The sequence below is a fragment of the Thioalkalivibrio sp. ALJ7 genome, assembly GCF_000376865.1.
Classification (GTDB): Bacteria; Pseudomonadota; Gammaproteobacteria; order Ectothiorhodospirales; family Ectothiorhodospiraceae; genus Thioalkalivibrio.
Genome location: NZ_AQXQ01000011.1, coordinates 318,957 through 340,572, shown reverse-complemented (window position 1 = coordinate 340,572; position 21,616 = coordinate 318,957). Strand labels below are relative to the sequence as shown.

Here is a 21,616-nt window from a genome sequence, read left to right as displayed (position 1 = left end):
TGCGTCGCCCCAGGCCTTCATGACAGTCAATGCCACCTCATTCTTCGATCTCGCCCAAGGCCTGCGCGAGATCGGCCAGCGCGAATTGCTGCCACGCTTCGAGGCCGATATCGCCGTTGACTACAAGGCGGACGGCAGCGTCATCACTCAAGCCGACCATGCGGTGGATGCTCGCGTGCGCGAGTTGTTGCCCCGACATGGGCAGCACGAACCCATCCTGAGCGAAGAACAGGCCCGCGGCGAACAGGCGCGCGTCCTGGAGACTGCCCCGGCGTTCTGGCTGGTCGACCCGCTGGACGGCACTTCCAACTTCGCCGGGGGCATGCCGTTCTTCGCCATTTCCATTGCCCGTATCGAGGGGGACCGGGTTACCCACGGGGCCACCTACGATCCGGTACGCGACGAACTATTCACCGCCACACAAGACACCGCGCTGGAGCTGAACGCCGCCAACCCGCCCGCGACCACACGTCCGCCGGCCGCAGAGCTGGGACGCGCGATCGCCCTGGTGGACTACAAGCGCCTGAATCCCCCCCTAGCGCGCGAACTGGCCGCCGCAGCGCCATTCCGATCGCAACGCAACCTCGGCGCCTGCGCCCTGGAATGGGCCTGGCTGGCCGCCGGCCGTGCCGATCTGTACCTGCACGGAGGCCAGGCGCCCTGGGATAGCGCGGCCGGCGGCCTAATGCTCGCACGTGCCGGGGGCGCCATGTGCTGCCTGAATGGCGGCCCCGTCTTCGGCCGTTCGCTGGCCAAGCGATCCGCGGTCGCCGCCCGTTCCGAGGCATTGCTTGCGGACTGGCGCGGCTGGCTGTCCCCCTGGTTGGCCGCCACGGAGTCTTCCCCATGATCGGCCGCCGCCGCTCTCGCCACAGCGCGCGCCTCGTGAGCAGCGCCGACTTTACCCCGCGCTATCTACCCATTGCGTGGAAGCTTGTCGCGGCGATCGCGGGACTGACGCTGGCCGGGATCGTGACCCTGTCCGCGGTAGTCCTGAACCAGGTCAGCAACGTGCTGGACAACCAGATTCGCGCACAGGCGGAAAGTACGGTCGCGCCGGTAGCGCGGACCTCAGCAGAACTGATGCTGGCCGAGGACTACCTGACCCTGGAGACCCTCCTGAACTCCCTGGTGGAAGAAGGTCGCGTCGAGTCGATCGCGGCGTACGCAATCGACCGCGGCCAGGTCGCCAGTGCGGGGACCCCGCCGGAACAGTCGTTGACCGAAGGCGTCTGGCCGCTGGCCCCGACGGTAGAGCCCTACCGACAGAATGTACGATTCCAGGACGTACAAGTGGGCTATATCGAGGCCTACATCGACACCTCGCCCATGCAGGAGCTCATACGCAACACCCTGAACGCCGGCATCGCCACGGCCATCGGGGTCTTCCTGCTGAGCCTGTTGCTGGCGATCGACATCAGCAAGCGCCTGGTCCGACCGCTGGAACGCCTGGCCGAGAGCATGCGCGCGCGGGTCCGGCCCATGGACGACCAGGGCAACCCGTTACCGATGATCCGCCAGGACGAAATCGCCCAGCTGACCGACGCCTTCAACGACATGGCCCGGGACCTGCTGCGCAAGGACCAGGTAGAGGCGGCCCTGCGCCGCTACGTTTCGGACGCCATCGCCCAGGACATCCTGGAGAACCTGGACCGGGTGGAGCTGGGCGGGCGCGCGGTGGAGGGTTCGGTTCTGTTTGCCGACATCCAGGGGTATACCGCGCTGTCGGAGCGCTGCAGCCCGGCCGCCCTGGGCCGCATGCTCAACGAATTCTTCGGCCCGATGTCAGAATGCATTGCCCGTCACGGTGGAACGGTGGACAAGTACATGGGCGACTGTACCATGGCGGTCTTTGGCCTCGGATCCGATCCCGGCAACCATCGCCTGACCGCCGTACAGACCGGTCTGGCATTGCTGGATACGGTCGCCTCGATCAACGCTGAACGCGAACGCCGCGGCGAAAGCCGGGTGGAGTTCCGCATCGGCCTGAACGCTGGAGAGATGCTGGCCGGCAACATGGGCGCCGAGGACCGCATGCAGTTCACCGTCGTGGGGGACACCGTCAACCTGGCTGCCCGCCTGGTCACAGTGGCGCCACCTGGCGGACTGGTTACGACCACCGCATTCATGGAGCACGAGCAGGTGAAGGGGCACTTCCGTACCGAAGACTGGGGCACCCACGAGCTGCACGGCGTCAGCGAGGCCGTCGCGGCCACGCGCGTGCTGCCCGGCGCGACCAGCGCATGAACCGAGCGGGCCACTCTCCCTGGCGCGCCGCCCCCCTCCTTTGGGCCCTGCTCTCAATCCTGCTGTTACAGGGTTGTGCGGCCCTGGATCCCTTTAGCCCCCCGGAACAACGTATCGAGCGCGCGCTGGAGGCGGGCGATTACCAAAGCGCCCTGGAACTGATCGATGAACACGACCCGGAACCGCGGGCCGAATGGGCCGAACGCCGCGAGGCCATCGTGGCCGACGCCGATGCCGCCGCGGAAGAAGCCATGCGCGAGGCCCGAGCGGCGTCGGCCGAGGGTGCCGTGGCCCGTGCCCTGGAGGTCCTCGAGACCGCCGAACAACAGCTGCCGGCCGATACCCAGCGCACGGACTTCATCCAACAACTGGAACGCCAGCGCCAGGTGGGCCTGCGAACCCTGGAGCAACGCCACGACACCCTCGAGGCCCGCGCGCTGGTCCAGCAACGGCGGCTGCTGGAAGTGATGCGCCCGTTGGTCCGCCAAAGTGAAAACCTGCCGGATGACCCGGAACGCCTGGCTCAACGCAGCGAGCCTCTCGCCCGATCCATGGATGCCTACGCCGCCGCCACTGATGGCGAAGAGCGCCTGGAGCTGCTTCGGCTCGCCCAGGGATTGATGCCCGAGTCCTCGCGTGCAGAACGAATCGCGGCCCTGGAACGCGAGCTACGCGAGCCGGACCGGCCCGAGGCTGAGGACGAGGTTCCGCGCTCGACGATCAACGCCCGTCTGCGTCAGGCCCTTGAAGCTGACGACCTCACCACCGCGGCACGTTGGTGCCAGAACGAAATCACCCCCGATGCCGATGCGTCCGGCCCGGATCAGGCGGCCCAACGCGCCCACCGCGTGCTGTGCGAGGAATGGCGCGAGCGCCGCGATGCACGCGCGGAACAGCTATTGGAAGAAGGCCGCAGCCATTATTCCGCAGGGCGTATCGAAGAGGCCCTGGGGCATTGGGAAGAAGGACTTGAACTGGTCCCCGAGCATGCCGGCCTGATCGCCGCGCACGAACGCGGCCTGCGGGTTGCGGAGCGGCTGGAGAGCCTGCGCGTACCGGAGCCGCTACCGGATCCGGATGCGGCGACGCCCGAGGATGTCCCGCAAGCCGAGCCCGTCACGCCGTGAGCCATGCACACCGGCATCATGGCGTCCCGCTCTGCGGGAACGTTTTTTTCGCCGTAGAATAGCGCCGCCCTACCGGACCAAGAGCCCGCCACGCATGAATCCCGCCGTCCAGGAACTGATCGCCGACGAACCCCATCGCGTCCTGCAGCTGGGAGACACCGAGGTCCTGGTGCTGGGGACTGCCCACGTATCCCGTGCCAGCGCCGACAAGGTACGCGCCCTGGTGGATACCGGCGCCTTCGACAACGTGGCGATCGAACTGTGCGAGAGTCGCCAGCGCGCAATGCTGGACCCGGACGCCGTTGGCCGCATGGACCTATTCAGCGTGATGCGCAAAGGCCAGGCGCCCATGATCGCGGCCAGCCTCGCGCTGGGCGCCTATCAGCAACGCCTGGCCGACCAGTACGGCATCGAGCCGGGTGCCGAGATGCGCGCCGCCATGGATGGGGCCCTGGACCGCGGCCTGCCGCTAGCCCTGATCGACCGCGACATCGGCCTGACCCTGCGCCGGACCTATCGCGCGGTGCGCTGGTGGGAGCGTATGGGGCTCATTGGCGGCCTATTCAGCTCGGTCCTGTCCCGCGAGAAAATCGACGAGTCCGAGATCGAGCGCCTGAAGGAAGGCGACATGCTGGAGTCCACCTTCAGCGAATTCGCCGAGCAGTCGGAAGACCTCTACCGCACCCTGATCGAGGAACGCGACCACTACATGGCCGCCCACCTGCGGCGGCTCGCGGCCAACCCAGAGACCCGGTGCATCCTCGCGGTGGTGGGCGCCGGGCACCTGCCGGGCATTGCCGAGCAGGTTCAGGACGAGTTGACCCCGCCGGAGGCGATCCTGAACGCCCTGGAGCAGTCTCCGCCCAAGGCGCGCTGGCCGAAGTTCGTCCCCTGGGTGGTGATCAGTGTGATCCTGGCCGGCTTCATCATCGGCTTTTCACGCAATCCGGACATCGGGATCCAGATGGTGACCGACTGGGTGCTGATCAACGGCGGCCTCGCCGCTATCGGGGCCATCATTGCGCTCGCTCACCCACTCACGGTCGTCACGGCAGCACTCGCCGCACCGCTAACTTCACTGAATCCCACCATCGGGGTGGGCTTCGTCGCGGCCGCGGCCGAGCTGTTCCTGCGCAAGCCGCGAGTCTCCGACTTCGCCAGCCTGCGCCAGGACACCACCACGCCACGCGGCTGGTGGCGCAACCGCGTCTCACGCGTACTGCTGGTCTTCCTGCTGACCACCCTGGGCTCGGCCGCCGGCACCTACATCGGCGGCGCCCGCGTCTTCAGCCACCTCTTCGGCACCTAACAAGGGCTGATTGATTTCACCACGAAGGGCACGAAGGCACGAAGAAGGGCAAAGGTCGGATTAACCACAGAGGGCACAGAGTCCACGGAGAAAGGGCCGGTGCTCTCAGCTGCGTTGGTTCGGTTCCGCTGTAATTCTGATGTCCGGTGACCGGCCGCCAGAGGGTGTTCTCAACCCAAGTAATGCCTTTCTCCGTGTCCTCTGTGCCCTCTGTGGTGCAAACGCCCTTGACCTTGACCTTGCCCTTCTTCGTGCCCTTCGTGGTGAACCCAATACCTACTCGGGGATGCGCAGGACGAGTTTGCCGCGGCGGCCACCGGCCTCGATGCGGCGGTGGGCCTCGGCGGCCTCCGCCAGTGGCAGGCTGTCCTCGACGTTCACCTGTAGCCGGCCGCTGGCCAGGCGCGCCAGTCCCTCGCTGACCAGGGTCGCCTGGTGCTTCAGACGGCGACGGTCGTTCTCCAGCATCGGGGTCAACATCAGCTCCAGGCTGATGCTCGGGTTGCGCAGCCGCGCCGGGTTCCAGTCGGTATCCGCTGGCGGCGCGAGCAGGGTCACCAGGTCGCCGCCATAGGCCACTTGGGTCAGGCCCTCGCGGAAGACCTCGCCACCCACCGTATCCAGCACGATGTCGAACCCGCGCCCGTCGGTGTACTGCTGAATCGCTTCCGCCGCATTGGCCTTGCGCAGGTCGACGACGTCGGCACCCAGCGCCTTGACGATGGCGACCGCCTCGTCGCGACGCACCAGTCCCAGCACCCGACCTCCCGCTGTCCGGGCGATCTGGATGGCCATCTGGCCCACCCCGCCAGCCGCCGCATGCACCAGCACACTTTGGCCCCGCTGCAGGTCGGCGCGCTCGAACAAGGCTTCCCACGCGGTCAGCCAGGTCAAGGGGAGTGCGGCGGCCTGAAGATCGGATACGGCCGCCGGTACCGGGACCACCGCCGCATCCGGCACCACCACCTTTTCGGCATAGGTACCGGGGTCGGCGCCCACACCGCCGAAACAGAAGGCGACCCGCTGTCCGGGCCGCGCGTGGTGCGCCCCGCTGCCACACTCCTCAACGATGCCCACGCCGTCGCAACCAGGGGTGTTGCGCGGTGCGCCAGGCACGATCATCCCACCCGAACGAACCTTGGTATCCACGGGATTGACGCCCGCGGCCAGCATCCGGATACGGACCTGGTCAGGTGCCGTCAGCTGTGGTTCTGCCACGTCCTCCAGGCGCAGGACTTCAGCGGCGCCCGGTTCGTCATAGACCACTGCTCGCATGGAAACTCCTTCTGCTTGGGGATTGAACGACCGGCGCGAACGGCGAGCGCCCCAGCGGCCGCGAGGTCGACAGGCCTACAGGCCGATACCAATACCGATGCCGAAGCGCACGCCGCTTGAAGGGCGCGGGGGCTCGGGCTCTGGCCATAGGTGCACGGAGTGGGCGTCCAGCACCGGGAAGACGTATTCCAGCTCGCCAATCGTGCCGTCCTCGACACCCGTCACCGTCCCTACGCCGGTCACGCGACGCCCGCTTCGGTAATCCACGGGATCAGCGAAGCCGTCGACACGCATGCGGAATCGGCCCGTCGTGGACTGCCGAGTCTGCGGCTCCTGGCGACTGAGCGGATAGCCAACGACCTCGATGAAAGTCGCCTCCGAACGGTTATCCACGCGTGCGATCACACCACCCCAGACCTGCTCGTCTTGCGGCAGATTGTCCGCGGTGACCGCGCGTGGCTCCATCTGCACCGCCGGGTCATCGGGGGCCTCCAGTGGCCCGGAAGCACAACCCGTCAGCCACAACGGCAGCAGCAAACCCAACAAAAGGATCGGCAACCTGGACATGATTACCAATACCAGGGATGTGGGTGGTAACGCCCGTAGAGGCCATAGCGTGGGCCCCAGGGATCATAAAACGGGTCGTAGAACGGATCACGGTAGGCGCGCTCTCGCGGTGGCGGGCGCCGCGGCCACAAATGCACACTGTCCGCCTGCAGAGTCACGAAGGTATAGGCGTAATCACCGATGCTGCCCTCTTCGGTGCCGTGGATCGCACCGCGCACGGTCACTTCGCGGCCTTCCTTGTAAATCTGCGGATCAAGGAAGCCTCCACTGACCACGCGGAAACGCCCTGCCGAACGATCGGACTCGCGCGGCCGCCCCTGGCGATCAAGCTCGCGCCCGACCACTTCCAGCCGGGTGCCGCCGGAGGTGTTTTCGATTGAAGCGATCACGCCACCCCAAACCACCGTCTCGCCCTTGACGGCCGCGGGGTCATCCAGCACCTGGTCGCGTTCAAGCGCCGTGGCGGGCAGCGGTGCCAGGTTCGCCGGAACGCCGGCACAGCCCCCCAGAAAGGCCAGCAAAGCAGCCACGAGAAGACCGCGCCAGGCAATAGAAGAGGCTTGTTGATTCATATCCTGTCCGACCGGCGCCGGCGAGCAAGGTTCTCCGCGCGCACCCATCACCGTGGTGCTCCATCGTGTGCCGGGTCGCATAGATCCTGCACCGCGAGCACCTCGTGTTGCGCCTCTTCCACGGCGGACAGCAAGACCTCCGGCGCCATATGCAGCGCTTCCCACACCGCCGGATCCACCGGCGGGGCATCTCCCCAGTCACGTGAGTCGATCTCGGCGAGATGGGCACCGGTGTTAGCCAGGTGCACCAGCATGACCGCCGTGCGGTGGCGCTCCGGCGCCTTCATCGGATGGTGATGCCCGGCCAGGCAGTCCACCAGGAGATCCGGCAGCCCCCAGTGCGCGGCCAGGGCTCCACCCAGCTCCGCATGATCGAAACCCAGTTCGGCGCGCTCCGCACCCTGGGGACTCAGGCCATCGCCGACATCCAGACTGGAGAGAAAGGCCCGATGGGCCGATTCCGGTGACTGCGAAAACAGCAGCAGCTTTCCCAGATCATGCAGCAGCCCGGCAAGAAAAATGCCGCTCGCCTGGCGCGGGAGCACACGCATCGCCAATTGCCGCGCAATCACCGCGCAGTAGGCCGAGTGGCGCCAGAACACTTCCAATGGGAGGCGTTCCTGGTCCGGGATGCTCGCCGTCGCCCGGGTGATCGCACTTGCCACGACGAGGCGCTGCAGGGCGTCACGTCCCAGCATGGCGATCGCCCGGTCCACCGAGTCGACCGGGCGAGCCGGGGCATAGGCGGGGCTGTTGGCGATACGCAAGACCAGGGCGACCAGCCCAGGGTCGCGCCCTAGGCTCGCGGCAATCTTGGTGGCCGTCGCGTTATCGTCTTCCAGCAGGCTTGCCACCTCGAATACAACCTGCGGCATGGCCAGCAATTTGTCAGCCGATTGGACACGGGCCTCCAGGGAATCGTTGGCGGCATTCTCGGACATTGGTCGATCCTCTTACCCGAGGCGGACCGGGAATCGAACCGCCTCACTCGTCCTGCGTCAGAACCCCCTTCAATGGGTCGTCTCTGACGCTTCTACTGTAGCGGCTGTCCCGCGCGTTGTAACCCGGCCATATGCGAACCATACTCAAGGATCCAGGTCGAATTCTCGCTGATTCGATAACCAAGGAGGTGTTCGATGTTCGCCAAACCTGCATTTGCCCCGCTCGCCGTATTGCTCGCCGGGTTGATTCCCGGACTGGCCTTCGCCGGGATTCAAACCGAAGAGATCACCTACGACCACGACGGCGACGAGATGACCGGCTATCTCGCCTACCCGGACGCGGACGGTCCGCACCCGGCCGTGCTGGTCATCCACGAATGGTGGGGCCACAACGACTACGCCCGCGACCGCGCTGAACAGCTGGCCCGTGAGGGCTACACCGCTTTCGCGCTGGACATGTATGGCAGCGGCAAGCTGGCCGACCATCCGTCCACCGCCGGCGAGTTCGCCGGGGAGATTCGCGAGAACCGCGACCTGATGCTGGGACGCTTCCAGGCCGCCTATGACTGGCTGCGTGACCACGACGCCAGCGCCGACGAGGCTCCCTCCGCAGTCGGCTACTGCTTCGGTGGCACGGTCGCGCTTGAAGCCGCGCGTGCCGGGATGGATCTGAACGTGGCGGCCAGCTTCCACGGCGGGCTGGGGACCGAACATCCGGCAGAGGCCGGCAAGATCACGGCCGAGCTGCTGACCTTCACCGGCACCGCGGACCCGATGATCCCGCCGGAACAGATCGCCGGGTTCCACGAGGAAATGCAAAACGCCGAGGCCCGCTACACGGTTGTGGAATTCTCCGGCGTTAAACACAGCTTCACCAACCCGGGGGCGGATGCCATCGCGGAAGAGTTCGACATGCCGGTCGGCTACGATGCCCGCGCCGATCACGACTCCTGGCACCACCTGCTGAACGTGCTCCGCGACCGCCACTGATAGCCGCGGATCATCACCTAACGAGACAATCTCGCGACCTCACGGGGCACCCACTTCGGGTGCCCCTTTGCGTTGCAAACGGCAACGCGAGACAGAGCGCTTCGGACCGCGCTAAAACCCGCGCAGGTAGATCGCAATCGCCAGGGCAAGGACGACGGCCAACACCCCGAAAAATGCCAACTGGAACCAGCGCCGCCGCCCCAGGCGGGTCGATTGCGCCGGCCTGGAATCGCGCGGCGGGGCCCGCAGGGCATCGTCGTCGTCAGCCGTAGCATCCGCGGGGATGTGGGGTTCCGATGAATCCACTCGCTCAACCGCCGCCGTGGTGGAAGACCCGGTCAAGGCGTGCTCCAGGTCACGGATACGACCACGCAAGTCCTGGTTGCGCGCCGCGGCTTCCGCCAGCTCGCGCTCCCGCGCCACCAGGCGCTCGCCGATATCCGAGGCGGACTCCTGGGTATCCGCACAGCGCTGCTCCGCCTCGGCCCGGGCCTTCTCGGCCGCGGCCGCACGCTCGCACTGCTGATTGCGCTCACGACGCAGGCGGTCGGCCTCGTCCTGAGCCGTTTTCAATTCCTGTTGCACCAACTCACGCTGGCGCTCCATCTCGACGAGGTCGTGATCCAGACGGACGTTCTCACCCTCCAGCTCGTGCAGCCGACTGCGCAGGCTGGCAATCTCGTCCGAGGACTCGGCCGACTCAGCCGCCTCGAACTCCGCCACACGAACCCGCAATGCCTCAAGCTCTTCCTCGCGCGCCGCGGCCTGCTCGCCGTCGGCGGCCGCCGCCTCGCTCTGAGCCCGCGCCTCGGCCAACGCCGCGTCAACCTCGCTGACCCTCGCCTGCAGAGTCGCGATCTCGCGCTCGTATTCTTCGGCGCGCTGGAAGGCGGCGGTCGACTCATCGCGCGCCTCGCCCAAGGCGTTGCGAAGCCGCTCCAGTTCCTTCTGGGCCTCGCGCTCGTTGGCGGATTGCTGGCGCAGCATCAGCTCACGACGCAGGCGTTCGATCTCGTCGCGGAGGGCTTGGACCTCGGCGGTCGCGGAGGCATCGTCCGTCACCTGTGGCTGCGGCAATAGCGTCGCCACCACCTCGCGCACACGGGTCGGGACAAAGGGCTTCATCAGCACGGCATTGGCACCCAGCGAGCGCCATTCGTTGCTGGCCTCCTCATCGCTTTCCTGGCCGGTAACGATGGCCACCGGGAGATCGGTGGGCACGTCTTCCATACCGTCGCGGACGCGCAGCAAGAGGTCCTGCCCGTCGATCCCGGGCATGGAAAGATCCGTCAGCACCAGCCCGATATCGGGATTGTGCTGCAGCAACTCCAGGGCCTGCTCACCATCGGCGGCCTCGTAGACCGTATGCTGCCCCTGCAAAATACGCTGCAGCGCGACCCGGATGACCTTGGAGTCATCCACCACGAGAATCGCGGTGCGCTTCGGGTCCGGTTTCTGATCGCTCATGCTTCCCCCTGACTGACATCCGCCCGCCGGGCGGCGGCACATCGTCCGGCCACACGTTATTTCATGTAGCCGAGCATCCCTGTAGTCGCAAGACTACGGGGCCGCGGGTCCGGATACCAGTAGGGCCGCCGGGGCAATCGGAACGTGGTCACGTTTTTCGGTGCCGAAGCGACCGACAGGGCCGCGCGTCATACCGGCTTGGATTTCCACTTGACCGAGTAGAGGTCGCGACGGCGGTCGCGCAGGTTGCGCACCGAGCCGTGATTGCGCAGTTCCTTGAGGTTGTCGAGATCGAGATCGACGATCAGGGTCATCTCGGTGTTCGGGGTCGCCTCGGCCGCCACCGCATCGTGCGGGAAGGCGAAGTCGGACGGGGTGAACACCGCAGCCTGGGAATACTGCATATCCATATTCTCGACCTTGGGCAGGTTGCCCACCGAGCCGGACATCACCACGTAACACTCGTTCTCGATGGCCCGGGCCTGGGCACAACGGCGCACCCGCAGGTAGGCGTTCTTAGTGTCGGTCCAGTAGGGGACGAACAGGATCTGCAGCCCATGGTCCGCCATCACCCGGGGCAGTTCAGGGAACTCCACGTCGTAGCAGATCAGGATCCCGATCTTGCCGAAGTCGGTATCGAAGACGTGCACCTCGTCACCGCCCTGCAGTCCCCAGTAGGAGACCTCGTCGGGCGTCACATGGATCTTGTACTGGCGATCCCAGGTACCGTCGCGGCGGCACAGGTAGGAGACATTGCGCAGTACGTCGTCGGTGTATTCGGGCATCGAGCCCGCCACGATGTTGATGTTGTAGGCCAGTGCCAGGCGCACCATCTCCTCGCGTACCGCCTCGGTGTATTCGGCCAGACGACGCACGGCCTCGGCCGGGTAGTCCTGGTTGAACGCCCCCATCAGCGGTCCGTTGAAGAATTCCGGGAACAGCACGCAATCCGCGCGGTAGCCGGAGACCGCATCCACGAAGTACTCGACCTGCTGGAACAGGGCGTCCAGGTCCACGGTCGGCCGCATCTGCCATTGAACCACGCCGATGCGTACGTCCGAGCGACTACCGCCGATCAGCTTTTCCTTCTCCTCGTAGTAGATATTCAGCCATTCGATCAGGGTGGCGTAGGCCCCGGATTTCTCGTCGTCCGGCAAGTAGTTGGTAATGATCTTGCGGACGTGGAAGTCGTTCGCCAGCTGGAAGGTCAGGATCGGGTCGGTGATCTCGTGGTTCTTGACCCGGCGCACGTACTGCTGCGGCGTGAGTTCGTCGCGGTACTGATCGTAGCCGGGGATACGCCCGCCGGCGACGATCGCCCGCAGGTTCAGCTTCTCGCACAGCTCCTTGCGCGCGTCGTACAGCCGCCGTCCCAGGCGCAGCCCGCGATAGTCCGGATGCACGAAGATATCCACGCCGTAGAGCGTGTCGCCGTCCGGGTCATGGGTGGTCAGGAAGCCGTTGCCGGTGATCTGCCAGTAGTTGTGGTGATCGCCGAAGCGCTTGTATTCCACGATCAGGCTGATCGCCGCAGCCACCACCTTGCCGTTGTCCTCGATGCAGATCTGGCCCTCGGGAAAACGCTTCACCTGGGAGCGGAACTGCGCCTCGCTCCAGGCACCGTCCAGGTCGTGATAGACCCGCTCCATGATCTCGCGGATGTCCTCGTAGTCCTCAATCCGGGTCGGGCGCAGGGTCAGGTGGTGCTGGGGATTCGCGTCGTTGTCCGCGTCGGTCGTCACGGTCAGGGCTCCGGGGGTTGAGAGAAAAACGCAGGATGCACGGTGCGCTGGCCTGGATCAAAAGATCCAGGCCAGCATCAGCCAGAAGAACACAAAGAACAGGAAAAAACCGGGGATCATGAACTGCAGCTCCCCGATCAGGCCTTCGCCAGCGGCCAGGGCAAACACGATCGACACCAGGACCGACACGATCGCCGCCACCAGGGCCGCATTCTTCAGGCCCATGCCGTCGTCAAAGGTCATCGCCACCCAGTCCGACAACCCCGGCAGCGAGACAGCCGCGGCCAGGACCAGCAGGGCCACCAGCAACGCGACCAGCGCCGATGTGCCGAGCAGGATACGCAGTGCCAACCGACTGTCGCGGCGGTCGGCGCGGCTCATGCCACGGCCTCCCGGCGACTGCGTACGTATTCACGTACGCGATTCGGATCCGGAATCCCGTTCACTTTGAACTCGGGGTTGTCACCCGTGGTGTACACCGCGATCTGTCCAACCCGGAAGATCCGATCGAAGAAGCTCTGGTCCACCTTCACGGTCCGGATCTGGCCGATGTCCAGATCAACATGCGACTTCGACAACAGCCCCCGCTCCAGGTGGACCTGGTCGGCGTCGATGCGCAGGCGGACCGAGCGCGTCTGTAGGTACCACCACAACAGGATCAGGAGGCCCAGGCCGAACGCCAAAATCAGGATCAGGCTGAGGATGAAGCCGAACGGGTGATTCCGGAACATCGCCGGTCGAGCGTCAATCGCGGATTCGCGGGCGGACATACGCAGACTCCGGTTGGGGACAGGCCGCCCCGACTTCGGGCGGGCCTGTCCAGTTTGGCGCGACGCCCCAAACAAAGCGAGCCCCGCACAGGGCGGGGCTCGCAGTTTGCCGGAAGGGAACCATAACAACCGGTCCTTCCGGATGCAGGATCGCCGGTTTACGCGGTCCGGGCCTCGCGCTCGGCCTTGGCTTCCGCCTTGGCCTCGTCGCTGTCGTCGTAGCCGATGTTCGGCGCGAGCCAGCGCTCGGCATCTTCGAACGACATGCCCTTGCGCTTGGCGTAGTCCTCGACCTGGTCGCGGTTGACCTTGCCCAGACCGAAGTAGCGCGACTCCGGATGGGCGAAGTACCAGCCGGACACGGCCGAGACCGGCAGCATCGCGTAGCTCTCGGTGAGCGTCATGTCCGCGTGCTCTTCGGGCTGCAGAAGCTCCCAAAGCGTGCCCTTCTCGGTATGCTCGGGGCAGGCCGGGTAGCCCGGGGCCGGGCGAATGCCCTGGTACTTCTCCTCGATCAGGTCCTCGTTCGGCAGCGCCTCGTCCGGGACATAGCCCCAGTAGTGCTTGCGCACGTACTGGTGCATGCACTCGGCAAAGGCCTCGGCCAGGCGGTCCGCCAGGCTCTTCACGAGGATCGCGTGATAGTCGTCGTTGGCCTTCTCGTATTCTTCGGCCTTCGCGTCGACGGCGCCACCGGCGCTGACCGCAAACGCACCCAGGTAGTCCGGGCCACCGGCCTCCTTCGGCATCAGGAAGTCGGCCAGCGAGTGGCTCGGCTGACCACGGCGCTTCTCGGTCTGCTGACGCAGGTGGTGCAGCTTCTTCAGCACCTTCGAGCGGCTCTCGTCGGTGTAGACCTCGATGTCGTCGTCATTGACGGTGTTCGCCGGAAAGAAGCCGACCACACCACGCAGGGTGACCCACTTCTCCTCGATCATGCGATCGAGCATCTCCTGGCCATCCTTGAACAGCTTGCGCGCCTCTTCGCCCACCTTCTCGTCATCGAGGATGCGCGGGTAGGCGGCGTGCAGCTGCCAGGAGTGGAAGAACGGCGTCCAGTCGATGAAGTTCTTCACCTCTTTAAGGTTGAAGTCATCGAAGCGCAGCAGCACGGAGCCGTCGCCATGCGGGTGCAGCAGCTTCGGCTCGCCCGGCAGCTTGTCGGTCTCCAGCGCCTTCGGCCTGGTCGGGGTGTAGCTGGACCAGTCGATCTGCGGCTTGTTGGAACGCGCCTTCTCCAGGGTGACCCACTGGGTCTTCTTCTTGCGCCCGGCGTTCTGCACGCGCAGCTTTTCGTATTCCTCGCGGATCTCGGCGGCGTAGTTCTCGCGCAGCTCGGGGCTGATCAGGCTCTGGGCCACGCCCACCGCGCGCGAGGCGTCCTTCACCCAGACGACCGGGCCGGAGTAGTTCGGCTCGATCTTGACCGCGGTGTGGGCGCGCGACGTGGTCGCCCCGCCGATCATCAGCGGCGTGCTCATGCCCTCGCGCTCGAGATCGGCGGCGAAGTTGGCCATCTCCTCCAGCGAGGGCGTAATCAGGCCGGACAGGCCGATCACGTCGACATTGTGCTCCTTGGCGGCCTTCAGGATCTCGGCGCCCGGCTGCATCACCCCGATGTCGATGACCTCGAAGTTGTTGCACTGCAGCACGACGCCGACGATGTTCTTGCCGATGTCGTGGACGTCGCCCTTCACCGTCGCCATCAGGATCTTGCCGTTGTTCTCGGTGCCGGTCTTCTCGGCCTCGATGTACGGGATCAGGTGGGCCACGGCCTTCTTCATCACGCGCGCGGACTTGACCACCTGCGGCAGGAACATCTTGCCCTCGCCGAACAGGTCGCCGACCACGTTCATTCCGTCCATCAGCGGACCTTCGATCACCTGGATCGGGCGGTCATAGGCCTGGCGGGCCTCTTCGGTGTCGTCCACCACGTAGGTGTCGATACCCTTGACCAGGGAGTGCTCGAGGCGCTTGGTGACTTCCCACTCGCGCCACTCGAGGTTCTCTTCCTTCTTGCCGCCGCCCTGGCCCTTGTACTCCTCGGACAGGTCAAGCAGCCGCTCGGTCGCATCGTCGCGACGGTTCAGGACCACGTCCTCGACCGCTTCCTTCAGCTTCTCGTCGATGTCGTCGTAGACCGCCAGCTGGCCGGCATTGACGATCCCCATGTCCATGCCCGCCTTGATGGCGTGGTACAGGAACACCGCATGGATCGCCTCGCGCACCGGCTCGTTGCCGCGGAAGGAGAACGACACGTTGGACACGCCACCGGAGACCAGCGCATGCGGCAGGTCCTGCTTGATGCGGCGGGTGGCCTCGATGAAGTCCACGCCGTAGTTGTTGTGTTCCTCGATGCCAGTCGCGACCGCGAAGATGTTCGGGTCGAAGATGATGTCCTCGGCCGGGAAGCCGACCTTCTCGGTCAGCAGCTTGTAGGCACGGGTGCAGATCTCGACGCGGCGCTGCTCGTTGTCGGCCTGGCCGTCCTCGTCGAAGGCCATGACCACGATCGCGGCGCCGTAGCGGCGGCACAGCTGGGCCTGCTTGATGAAGTTTTCCTCGCCCTCCTTCATGGAGATCGAGTTGACCACCGGCTTGCCCTGCACACACTTCAGGCCGGCCTCGATGATCTCGAACTTGGAGGAGTCGATCATCACCGGCACGCGAGCGATGTCCGGCTCGCCGGCCAACAGGTTCAGGAAGCGGACCATCGCGTCCTGAGACTCGAGCATCCCCTCGTCCATGTTGATGTCGATGATCTGGGCGCCGCCCTCGACCTGGTTCAGCGCGACTTCCAGCGCGACGTCGAATTCCTCGTTCTGGATCAGACGCAGGAACTTGCGCGAGCCGGTCACGTTGGTGCGCTCGCCGACGTTCACGAACAGCGAGTCGTCGGTGATGTTGCACGGCTCGAGGCCGGACAGGCGGCAGGCCGGGGCAATCTCCGGCACCTTGCGCGGGGCGTGCTTCTCGACCGCCTCGCGCATCGCGCGGATGTGCTCCGGCAGCGTGCCGCAGCAGCCGCCGATGATGTTCAGCATGCCTTGCTCGGCCCACGGACCGACGTCCTCGGCCATCTGTTCCGGGGACTCGTCGTAATCACCGAACTCGTTCGGCAGACCGGCGTTGGGGTGCGCAGAGACGTGGGTGTCGGCGATGCGCGACAGCTCTTCCACGTACTGGCGCATTTCCTTCGCGCCCAGCGCGCAGTTCAGGCCGATGGAGACCGGGTTCGCGTGACGCACCGAGTTCCAGAAGGCCTCGGTGGTCTGGCCGGACAGGGTACGGCCGGAGGCGTCGGTGATGGTCCCGGAAATCATGATCGGGAGCTCTTTCCCGAGCTCGTCTTCGAGCGTCTTGACCGCGAAGATCGCGGCCTTGGCGTTCAGGGTGTCGAACACCGTCTCGATCAGCAGCAGGTCGGCGCCGCCCTCGATCAGGGCCGCGGCCGCTTCCTTGTAGGACTCGACCAGGGTGTCGAAATCGACGTTACGCGCGCCCGGGTCGTTCACGTCCGGAGAAATGGAGGCGGTACGGTTCGTCGGGCCGAGGATGCCGGCGACAAAGCGCGGCTTGTCCGGGGTCTTCTCCGTCCACGCATCAGCGGCCTTGCGCGCGAGCTTCGCGGATTCGCGGTTCAGCTCGGGGACCAGGTCCTCCATGTGGTAGTCCGCCATCGCGATGCGGGTACCGTTGAAGGTGTTGGCCTCGATGATGTCGGCGCCGGCCTCGAGATAGTCGTTATGGATCTGCTCGATGATGTCCGGACGGGTCAGCGACAGGAGGTCGTTGTTGCCCTTCAGGTCGGACTCCCAGTCCTTGAAGCGCTCGCCGCGATAGTCGGCTTCCTCCAGCTTGTACAGCTGGATGGTCGTGCCCATCCCGCCGTCCAGGATCAGGATGCGCTCTTTCAGCGCCTTCTCGATGTCGTTTCGCGTTGCCGTCATGTGCCGTACACCATTGGTTTCGAATGGGATAAGTGTACACGCCGGGGTTCCATCCCGGTCGTGGAGCCCACCTTGGTGGCAGGCTCTTTGATGTTCTTCGCGACCCCGGATGTGGCCTGTTTGCGCCCGTGATCAGACATGTCACGATGGCGCCATGCAGGAACATCCGATCCGCTGGTTCATCACCGCTCCGCAGGCGTGCCCCTACCTGGACGACCGCGAGATGCAGAGTCTGCTGGTCGACCCGGCGGTCAGCCTGGGCGGCGAACGCTTCGGCCAGCTACTGGCCGAGGGCTTTCGCCGTAGCGGTCAATTTGTCTATCGGCATCACTGCCCCGACTGCGCCGCGTGCGTGCCGGTGCGCATCCCGGTGGCGAGCTTTCGCCCGAACCGGAGCCAGCGCCGCTGCCTGGATCGCAACCACGATCTCGCGGTCGCCATCCGCCGGCCGCCGGAGCAGCCCGGACATGTACCCGCCGCGGATCTCGACGAGCACATGCCGCTGTTCTCGCACTACCTGTCCAGCCGCCACGCAGGTGGGGGCATGGAACAGATGGGGCGCGAGGATTACGCAGGGATGCTGGCCCACCGCAACGGCCCCGTCGATCTGATCGAATTTCGCCGTGGCCACCGATTGGTCGCGGTGGCCGTCACCGACCGCACCCCACAGGCACTATCGGCGATGTACAGCTTCTTCGATCCAGATCAGCCATGCCGCGGCTTGGGCACCCTCGCAATCCTGACCCAGGTAGCCCATGCGCACCGCCTGGGTCTGCCCTACGTCTACCTCGGCTACTGGATCGACCAGGCGCCGAAGATGGAATACAAGACCCGCTTCCAGCCACTCGAAGGCCGCGTGGGTGGGGTCTGGAAGCGGCTGCCCGTCTGACGGCGGACCGCCCTCCCGGTCAGTTCCGCAATCGGCCTAGCGGGCCGGCTTGCGGAAACGAAAGATGCCCCAAGTGAGGTAGCCCGAGTTACCGCCATCGACCCAGTGCTGCAGGCCCTGCTTCATGCGGTCGATGTAGTCCTGCGAGATGTAGTTTTTCAACTCGTCCTCGCGGGACTCGAGCTCCTGCTTCACGCGGCCGTAATGGGTCGCGATCTGGCCGGAGTGCTCTTCGAAGCTGACTTCCTCCAGACCCGCCGCCTTAGCGGCCTCACGGTAGAACGCGGGGCTAGCCAGCGAATCCAGGTGGATGCGTGCCAGGATCGGGTCCAGCACGCCATCCGGGCAATCGTCGGTCTGCATCGGGTCGGTGAAGATCAGCCAGCCACCCGGCTTCAACACACGAGCGGCTTCCTGAATCACCTTCTTCTTGTTTTCGTTCTCGCTATGCAGGAACGAGTCTTCGGACCAAACCACGTCATAGGACGCGTCCGGCTCGTCGACCTTCTCGAAGCTGCCGTCGACCACGGTGATCTTGTGGTCCAGGTGGCGCGCCTTGTTGATCTCGCGATCCCGCTCGTTCTCCTTCTCGGAGAGATTGAGCGCGGTGACGTCGCAGCCGTAGTTCTCGACCAGGTAGCGGGCCACACCACCATAACCGGCGCCCATGTCGAGCACGCGCCATTCCGGCTGCGGCTCGCCGAGCAGGTCGGACATGTGGGCGACCGTGCGACGGCTGGCGTCGCCGATCGGCTCGTCCTTGTACTCGTACAGCCCGATATGGAGGTCTTCACCACCCCACACCATCTTGTAGAAGGTGTCGGCGTCCTCGCTGTTGTAGTAGTCGCGAGCGGTCTCGACTACATCGGAGTAGTTCTCGCTCATCGTTCCTCGCCCTCGATATAACGCTTGTCGGCCACGTGGATGAAGAAGTCCGGGTCGGTTTCGCGATAGGTCTCCTGGAAGTCCCCGTAGGTCTCGATCTTCTGGAAGCCAACCTCGCGCATCAGACGACGGACGTAGGCCTTGCGCAGCGGGAACATGTTCAGGAAGTACTCGGAGCCATCCGGGAACTTGTACTGGAAGCGGGCCAGGCCTTCGTCGACGTGGGCCGGCTGCACCTGAACGTTGTCGCCGCAGTAGTAATAGGTGTGCTTGGACGAGTAGCCGTGGTCCATGATGGTGTCGTAGTTACGCTGATCGAGGATCAGCACACCATCGTGGTTCAGGGCGGAATAGAACTCGGCCAGGGCCTTGCGGCGGTCGTGTTCGTTGAACAGGTGGGTAAACGAGTTGCCGAGGCAGACGACGGCGTCATAGCGACCGTAAATGTCACGGTTCAGCATGCGCCAGTCGGCCTGCACGGTGCGCAGGATGTGCCCCCGCTTGCGGCCGTTCTCGAAGGCCTTGACCAGCATCTCGGGGGCGCCGTCGGCGGTCACCACGTCGAAGCCGGCCTCGCGCAGCTGCACGGAATGGAAACCGGTACCAGCGGCCACGTCCAGCACGCGCTTGGCGCCCCGCTTCTTCAGTTCTTCAATGAAGAAGGTGCCTTCGCTCTTGGCGCGGTTATCCCAATCAATCAGGTCGTCCCACTTGTCGACGAAGCCGGTGGTGTACTCGTTGAGATAGTTTTCGGTATCGCGACGTTCGGTCGGCTTGTCGCCGAAATCCTGATCGTTCTTGATGTTCGCTGCCATGCTGGTTCCTCTTGGCTTTTGCTGCAGTTTTAAGCGTGATCGGACCCACCGCAGCCGGTCCGCCGGCACAACACCCCGCAAACGCAGTCAACCGCGACCCCCGAAACTTCCGGCGGTCTCGCCATTCGCCCGATCCGCCCAGGCCAGGCCTGGTGTTCGGGTAGCAATGCAACGGGCGCGTTGTTCGCAGCACCCGGCACCGGTCTGGCCGGTTCATCCTGTACATCCAGAGGGCTCATCATTACCCGGATGCCGAGCCGTGGTCTGGCGGGCCCATCCCGCCTGGCTCGGGGATCGCTTACGGCGCCGCACGTTGCGTCTGAACGCGGGCGTTGTGTCCGAAATCGTTTTTATACCCTGAAGGTTTTGCGCAAAAATTACAAGTTGAGGGACCGTCCGGAGCCCCTATACCGGCCCCTGCAAACCTCCATTCACGAGCTCGTCCATCAGGCCTTCGGCTTCGATATAATGGCCGTTTTGCAGCGATCCCGAGGCCCCGAATGACCCCCAGCCGACCCATCCAGCGCGCCCTGTTGTCGGTCTCCGAGAAGACCGGCGTCGTGGAACTCGCCCGCGCCCTGCACGACCGTGGCATGGAGATCCTGTCCACCGGCGGCACCGCCCGCCTGCTGGCCGACAACAACCTTCCGGTGACTGAGGTTTCCGCGCACACGGGCTTCCCCGAAATCATGGACGGCCGGGTCAAGACCCTGCACCCTCGCATCCATGGCGGGCTGCTGGGTCGACGTGACATCGACTCGGCGGTGATGGCCGAGCAAGACATCCCACCGATCGACCTGCTCGTGGTCAATCTGTACCCGTTCGAGGCGACCGTGGCGCGCCCCGGTTGCAGCCTCGAGGATGCGATCGAGAACATCGACATCGGCGGGCCTGCCATGCTACGCGCCGCGGCCAAGAACTATCGTGACGTGGCCGTAGCCACCAGCCCGGACCAGTACAGCGACATCGCGGCCGCCATCGCCGATCACGGCGAGGTCCCGCAGTCGCTGCGCTTCCGCCTGGCGGTCGCCGCCTTCGATCATGTCGCGCGCTACGACGCCGCCATCAGTAACTACCTGTCCGCGCTGGACGAAGATGGCGAGGCTGCCCCCTTCCCGGGGCAGTTGAACGCCACGTTCGAGCGCGTCGAGACCTTGCGCTATGGCGAAAATCCGCACCAGCGCGCCGCGTTCTACCGCGATCCGCTGCCGACGCCCGGCACGCTGGCCAGCTACCACCAGCATCAGGGCAAGTCGCTCTCCTACAACAACCTGGCGGATGCCGACGCCGCCTGGGAATGCGTACGCCAGTTCGAGGCCGGGGCCTGCGTGATCGTCAAACACGCCAACCCCTGTGGCGTGGCGGTCGCGCCGACCCAACTAATGGCCTACGAGCGCGCCTTCCAGACCGACCCGACCTCTGCCTTTGGCGGCATCATCGCCTTCAACCGCCCGCTGGACGGGGACACCGCCCATGCGATTGTCAGCCGTCAGTTCGTGGAGGTGGTGATCGCCCCCGAGATCACCACCGGTGCCCTGCGCGCCCTGGCGACCAAGAAGAACGTGCGCGTGCTTGAAATCCCGCCGGCCGGCGTCGGCCCCGGGCTCGACTACAAGCGCATCGGCGGCGGACTGCTGGTCCAGGATGCCGACCGCGGCAGCCTGGCCGATGTGGAACTGAAGACCGTCACCGCCCGCGCGCCCTCGGAGCAGGAGATGAAGGATCTCTGCTTCGCCTGGCAGGTCGGCAAGTACGTGAAGTCGAATGCCATCGTCTACGCCCGCGACGAGCAGACCATCGGAGTTGGGGCCGGCCAGATGAGCCGGGTGTACTCCGCCCGCATCGCCGGCATCAAGGCCGCCGACGAGGGCCTGCAAGTGGCCGGCTCGGTCATGGCCTCGGATGCCTTCTTCCCGTTCCGCGACGGTATCGATGCCGCGGCCGAGGCCGGTATCACCGCAGTGATCCAGCCTGGGGGCTCGATGCGCGACCAGGAGGTGATCGACGCCGCCAACGAGCACGATATCGCCATGCTATTCACCGGCATGCGCCACTTCCGCCACTAACAGG

The 21,616-nt window shown here is 65.4% G+C and carries 18 protein-coding genes; 7 read left to right on the top strand and 11 right to left on the bottom strand.

Going from position 1 to position 21,616, the window contains the following annotated elements; translation table 11 throughout:
- The first annotated feature begins 19 nt into the window (after window positions 1-19).
- The 4 genes from D002_RS0107890 (at window position 20) to D002_RS0107875 (ending at window position 4,683) form a co-directional block, all read left to right on the top strand.
- Window positions 20-850 carry an inositol monophosphatase gene (locus D002_RS0107890; RefSeq protein WP_026181601.1) on the top strand — a complete coding sequence of 277 codons (831 nt, stop codon included), beginning with the start codon at window positions 20-22 and terminating at the stop codon, window positions 848-850.
- The gene (locus tag D002_RS0107885; RefSeq protein WP_018141373.1) at window positions 847-2,247 is read left to right on the top strand and encodes an adenylate/guanylate cyclase domain-containing protein; all 1,401 of its coding nucleotides are present in this window, start codon (window positions 847-849) and stop codon (window positions 2,245-2,247) included. Before D002_RS0107890 ends, D002_RS0107885 begins: the two co-directional genes overlap by 4 nt.
- Window positions 2,244-3,374, top strand: coding sequence for a hypothetical protein (locus D002_RS0107880; protein ID WP_018141372.1), 1,131 nt, complete (start codon window positions 2,244-2,246; stop codon window positions 3,372-3,374). Before D002_RS0107885 ends, D002_RS0107880 begins: the two co-directional genes overlap by 4 nt.
- Before the next feature lie 94 nt (window positions 3,375-3,468).
- Window positions 3,469-4,683: a TraB/GumN family protein gene (locus D002_RS0107875; RefSeq protein WP_018141371.1), complete on the top strand. Its 1,215-nt coding sequence runs from the start codon at window positions 3,469-3,471 to the stop codon at window positions 4,681-4,683.
- A gap of 276 nt (window positions 4,684-4,959) precedes the next feature.
- Here D002_RS0107875 and D002_RS0107870 read toward each other — a convergent pair whose 3' ends face one another.
- The 4 genes from D002_RS0107870 to D002_RS0107855 all read right to left on the bottom strand — a co-directional run bounded on the left by D002_RS0107870 (window position 4,960) and on the right by D002_RS0107855 (window position 8,038).
- The gene (locus D002_RS0107870; protein ID WP_018141370.1) at window positions 4,960-5,958 is read right to left on the bottom strand and encodes a zinc-binding dehydrogenase; all 999 of its coding nucleotides are present in this window, start codon (window positions 5,956-5,958) and stop codon (window positions 4,960-4,962) included.
- A 75-nt stretch (window positions 5,959-6,033) separates the two neighbouring features.
- Window positions 6,034-6,525, bottom strand: coding sequence for a Slp family lipoprotein (locus tag D002_RS0107865; protein WP_026181600.1), 492 nt, complete (start codon window positions 6,523-6,525; stop codon window positions 6,034-6,036).
- A gap of 2 nt (window positions 6,526-6,527) precedes the next feature.
- Window positions 6,528-7,097, bottom strand: a complete 570-nt coding sequence (locus D002_RS0107860; protein ID WP_026181599.1) for a Slp family lipoprotein — start codon at window positions 7,095-7,097, stop codon at window positions 6,528-6,530.
- 47 nt (window positions 7,098-7,144) lie between these two features.
- Window positions 7,145-8,038: an HDOD domain-containing protein gene (locus D002_RS0107855; protein ID WP_018141367.1), complete on the bottom strand. Its 894-nt coding sequence runs from the start codon at window positions 8,036-8,038 to the stop codon at window positions 7,145-7,147.
- A gap of 195 nt (window positions 8,039-8,233) precedes the next feature.
- On the opposite strand from D002_RS0107855, the gene D002_RS0107850 reads away from it, so the two are divergent.
- Entirely contained in the window at window positions 8,234-9,028 is a 795-nt protein-coding gene (locus D002_RS0107850) for a dienelactone hydrolase family protein (protein ID WP_018141366.1), read from the top strand.
- Between the two features lie 111 nt (window positions 9,029-9,139).
- Here D002_RS0107850 and D002_RS0107845 read toward each other — a convergent pair whose 3' ends face one another.
- The 5 genes from D002_RS0107845 to metH form a co-directional block, all read right to left on the bottom strand.
- On the bottom strand, window positions 9,140-10,495 hold the full coding sequence (locus D002_RS0107845) for a response regulator (protein WP_018141365.1): 1,356 nt from the start codon (window positions 10,493-10,495) through the stop codon (window positions 9,140-9,142).
- A gap of 188 nt (window positions 10,496-10,683) precedes the next feature.
- Window positions 10,684-12,237 carry a bifunctional GNAT family N-acetyltransferase/carbon-nitrogen hydrolase family protein gene (locus D002_RS0107840; RefSeq protein ID WP_018141364.1) on the bottom strand — a complete coding sequence of 518 codons (1,554 nt, stop codon included), beginning with the start codon at window positions 12,235-12,237 and terminating at the stop codon, window positions 10,684-10,686.
- Window positions 12,238-12,294: 57 nt separating this feature from the next.
- Entirely contained in the window at window positions 12,295-12,618 is a 324-nt protein-coding gene (locus tag D002_RS0107835; RefSeq protein WP_018141363.1) for a hypothetical protein, read from the bottom strand.
- Entirely contained in the window at window positions 12,615-13,007 is a 393-nt protein-coding gene (locus D002_RS0107830) for a PH domain-containing protein (protein WP_018141362.1), read from the bottom strand. The genes D002_RS0107835 and D002_RS0107830 overlap by 4 nt, the downstream gene beginning before the upstream one ends.
- Window positions 13,008-13,165: 158 nt before the next feature.
- Window positions 13,166-16,957 carry a methionine synthase gene (gene metH, locus D002_RS0107825; RefSeq protein WP_018141361.1) on the bottom strand — a complete coding sequence of 1,264 codons (3,792 nt, stop codon included), beginning with the start codon at window positions 16,955-16,957 and terminating at the stop codon, window positions 13,166-13,168.
- A gap of 154 nt (window positions 16,958-17,111) precedes the next feature.
- Between metH and D002_RS0107820 the strand changes: the two genes are divergently transcribed.
- The gene (locus D002_RS0107820) at window positions 17,112-17,846 is read left to right on the top strand and encodes an arginyltransferase (protein ID WP_018141360.1); all 735 of its coding nucleotides are present in this window, start codon (window positions 17,112-17,114) and stop codon (window positions 17,844-17,846) included.
- 36 nt (window positions 17,847-17,882) lie between these two features.
- Here the strand turns inward: D002_RS0107820 and D002_RS0107815 are convergent, their stop codons facing one another.
- Both D002_RS0107815 and D002_RS0107810 read right to left on the bottom strand, forming a co-directional pair.
- A complete protein-coding gene (locus tag D002_RS0107815) occupies window positions 17,883-18,731 on the bottom strand; it encodes a methyltransferase domain-containing protein (RefSeq protein WP_018141359.1) in 849 nt (282 codons plus the stop codon).
- Window positions 18,728-19,546 carry a class I SAM-dependent methyltransferase gene (locus tag D002_RS0107810; RefSeq protein WP_018141358.1) on the bottom strand — a complete coding sequence of 273 codons (819 nt, stop codon included), beginning with the start codon at window positions 19,544-19,546 and terminating at the stop codon, window positions 18,728-18,730. The genes D002_RS0107815 and D002_RS0107810 overlap by 4 nt, the downstream gene beginning before the upstream one ends.
- A 500-nt stretch (window positions 19,547-20,046) precedes the next feature.
- On the opposite strand from D002_RS0107810, the gene purH reads away from it, so the two are divergent.
- Window positions 20,047-21,612, top strand: coding sequence for a bifunctional phosphoribosylaminoimidazolecarboxamide formyltransferase/IMP cyclohydrolase (purH, locus tag D002_RS0107805; protein WP_018141357.1), 1,566 nt, complete (start codon window positions 20,047-20,049; stop codon window positions 21,610-21,612).
- Window positions 21,613-21,616: the final 4 nt, after the last annotated feature.

Excerpts from the sequence above, each read along its gene's own strand:
- D002_RS0107820 (WP_018141360.1), top strand. The coding sequence starts at position 17,112 with ATGCAGGAACATCCGATCCGCTGGTTCATCACCGCTCCGCAGGCGTGC.
- purH (WP_018141357.1), top strand. The coding sequence starts at position 20,047 with ATGACCCCCAGCCGACCCATCCAGCGCGCCCTGTTGTCGGTCTCCGAG.
- D002_RS0107835 (WP_018141363.1), bottom strand. The coding sequence starts at position 12,618 with ATGAGCCGCGCCGACCGCCGCGACAGTCGGTTGGCACTGCGTATCCTG.
- D002_RS0107880 (WP_018141372.1), top strand. The coding sequence starts at position 2,244 with ATGAACCGAGCGGGCCACTCTCCCTGGCGCGCCGCCCCCCTCCTTTGG.
- D002_RS0107830 (WP_018141362.1), bottom strand. The coding sequence starts at position 13,007 with ATGTCCGCCCGCGAATCCGCGATTGACGCTCGACCGGCGATGTTCCGG.
- D002_RS0107865 (WP_026181600.1), bottom strand. The coding sequence starts at position 6,525 with ATGTCCAGGTTGCCGATCCTTTTGTTGGGTTTGCTGCTGCCGTTGTGG.
- D002_RS0107855 (WP_018141367.1), bottom strand. The coding sequence starts at position 8,038 with ATGTCCGAGAATGCCGCCAACGATTCCCTGGAGGCCCGTGTCCAATCG.
- D002_RS0107885 (WP_018141373.1), top strand. The coding sequence starts at position 847 with ATGATCGGCCGCCGCCGCTCTCGCCACAGCGCGCGCCTCGTGAGCAGC.
- D002_RS0107815 (WP_018141359.1), bottom strand. The coding sequence starts at position 18,731 with ATGAGCGAGAACTACTCCGATGTAGTCGAGACCGCTCGCGACTACTAC.
- D002_RS0107850 (WP_018141366.1), top strand. The coding sequence starts at position 8,234 with ATGTTCGCCAAACCTGCATTTGCCCCGCTCGCCGTATTGCTCGCCGGG.
- D002_RS0107810 (WP_018141358.1), bottom strand. The coding sequence starts at position 19,546 with ATGGCAGCGAACATCAAGAACGATCAGGATTTCGGCGACAAGCCGACC.
- D002_RS0107845 (WP_018141365.1), bottom strand. The coding sequence starts at position 10,495 with ATGAGCGATCAGAAACCGGACCCGAAGCGCACCGCGATTCTCGTGGTG.
- metH (WP_018141361.1), bottom strand. The coding sequence starts at position 16,957 with ATGACGGCAACGCGAAACGACATCGAGAAGGCGCTGAAAGAGCGCATC.
- D002_RS0107890 (WP_026181601.1), top strand. The coding sequence starts at position 20 with ATGACAGTCAATGCCACCTCATTCTTCGATCTCGCCCAAGGCCTGCGC.
- D002_RS0107870 (WP_018141370.1), bottom strand. The coding sequence starts at position 5,958 with ATGCGAGCAGTGGTCTATGACGAACCGGGCGCCGCTGAAGTCCTGCGC.
- D002_RS0107860 (WP_026181599.1), bottom strand. The coding sequence starts at position 7,097 with ATGAATCAACAAGCCTCTTCTATTGCCTGGCGCGGTCTTCTCGTGGCT.
- D002_RS0107875 (WP_018141371.1), top strand. The coding sequence starts at position 3,469 with ATGAATCCCGCCGTCCAGGAACTGATCGCCGACGAACCCCATCGCGTC.